We start from the raw sequence: 2050 nt of genomic DNA on the forward strand, positions 1-2050 counted from the left end.
CTTTTGGGGAGTGCCCTTCGGAGAACTCTTGAAGCACCCGCCTGACAATCTCAGCTTCCGCTGCGTTGATCATTCGTTCTCCCGTGACGGGTTGGCCGTCGGGCCCAAGACGCCGGACGACGTCATAGCCGTAGCTGTTTCCGCCGCCGGAGCGCCCAAGCTCGACCCTTCCGCGCAGGCCACGCCGCGTTTTGTCGGCCAGGTCTTTTAGGAACAGTTGGTTCATGGTGCCCTTGAGACCTACGCGCAGTTCGCTGATCTCACCTTCGGCCAGTGTCACGATGCCAACACCTGCAAAGTTCAGACGTTTGAAATTCGCGGCGATGTCTGCCTGATCCCGGTTCAACCGGTCCAGCGCTTCCGCCAAAATCAGATCAACCCGTCCTTCCTGAGTGGCATGGAACAGCTCTTGTAGACCGGGGCGCAACATGGAGGCGCCGGAGACCGCACGATCAGAATGTCCGCCATCAGCACCCATGGAACAGACTAGGTTGATTGCGTAGCGGAGGATTTCAGGCTCATCGTAACCATCAGAGAGTGGAGATGAGAATGAAATCCGGGAAACAGAAAGCGTCAGCAGAGAGAGTTGTCAAAGACATCCGCAGGAAGACACGGCGCCAGCATTCGGCAGAGGAGAAGATCCGTATTGTGTTGGATGGGCTTCGTGGTGAAGACAGCATAGCGGAGCTGTGTCGCCGTGAAGGAATAGCTACGAGCCTGTATTACAGCTGGTCGAAAGAGTTCCTTGAGGCCGGTAAGAAGCGGTTGGCTGGCGATACCGCACGCCAGGCTACCAGCTCTGAGGTGAAGGATTTGAGAGCGGAATCGTCGGCGCTGAAAGAGGTAGTCGCCGACCTGACCCTTGAGAACCGGCTGCTCAAAAAAAGCATGTTCGAGGATGGGGGAGACGACGAATGAGATATCCCGCATCCGAAAAGCTTGAGATCATCCGGCTGGTTGACGGTTCGCACCTGCCGATCAAACGCACACTGGAAAAGCTCGGCATTCCCAGAACGACCTTCTACCGCTGGTACGACAGGTATCTGTCTTTCGGCGAGGCCGGGCTTGAGGATCGCCATTCCCGGCCAGGTAGGGTTTGGAACCGCATCCCCGACAAGGTGCGCAAGCAGATCGTGGAACTGGCTCTGGAAGAACCCGAGTTATCGCCCCGCGAGCTTGCGGTGCGGTTCACCGACACCAGGCGCTACTTCGTTTCTGAGGCCAGTGTTTACAGGCTTCTGAAGGCACAAGATCTGATCACTAGCCCAGCCTGCATCACCATCAAAGCGGCGGATGAATTCCATGAGAAGACTGTGCGGCCGAACCAGCTTTGGCAGACCGACTTCACCTATCTCAAAGTCATCGGTTGGGGCTGGTTCTACCTGTCTACGATCCTGGATGATTACAGCCGTTACGTTGTCTCTTGGCGCCTTTGCACCACGATGAAAGCTGACGATGTCACAGGAACGCTGGAAGACGCTTTGGCTGCATCAGGTTGTGACAGTGTCACCGTTGCCCACAAGCCCCGGCTGCTCAGCGACAACGGCAGCAGTTACATCTCTGGCGAGTTGGCGAAATGGCTGGATGAGCAGGGTATGGATCATGTTCGGGGAGCGCCCAACCATCCGCAGACCCAGGGCAAGATTGAGCGATGGCATCAGACGATGAAGAACCGTGTCCTGCTGGAAAACTACTATCTGCCAGGAGCGCTCGAACAGGCCAACGGCGACTTCATCAATCACTACAACCACAACCGATACCACGAGAGCATCAGCAATCTGACACCCGCCGATGTCTATTTCGGTCGAGCCGAAACAATCCTCAGACGCAGAAAGGAAATCAAACACCAGACAATCCAGAAACGCCGCTTGCTGCATCATCAGAACGCGGCGTAGATTGAAACTGCGGCGAGCCTGATCCTCCTAAGCCAATCAAACGCTCGTGTTCCAAATCATTCGATGACGGACATGTTAAGGTGTCTGAAGTCAGCGCCTACCGGACAGATTTAGAGTTTTCATCATATACTCTTTAGCTGCTCGAAGTACGTGTG

Annotated in this window: 2 protein-coding genes; one reads left to right on the forward strand and one right to left on the reverse strand. The window is 55.6% G+C overall.

The window, feature by feature from the left end; all coding sequences use genetic code 11:
• A partial coding sequence (locus tag ACR0KN_RS22395) for a recombinase family protein (RefSeq protein ID WP_480656693.1) occupies nt 1–430 on the reverse strand: 430 nt, incomplete at its 3' end.
• A gap of 113 nt (nt 431–543) precedes the next feature.
• Here ACR0KN_RS22395 and ACR0KN_RS22400 point away from each other — a divergent pair.
• Nucleotides 544–1895 (forward strand): IS3 family transposase gene (locus ACR0KN_RS22400; protein ID WP_480492787.1). Its coding sequence is split into 2 segments (ribosomal slippage): nt 544–880 and nt 880–1895, totalling 1353 coding nucleotides; the frame shifts between segments, so codons are not numbered across the junction.
• The last annotated feature ends 155 nt before the right edge of the window (nt 1896–2050 follow it).

The organism is Ruegeria sp. AP7 (genome assembly GCF_056539905.1).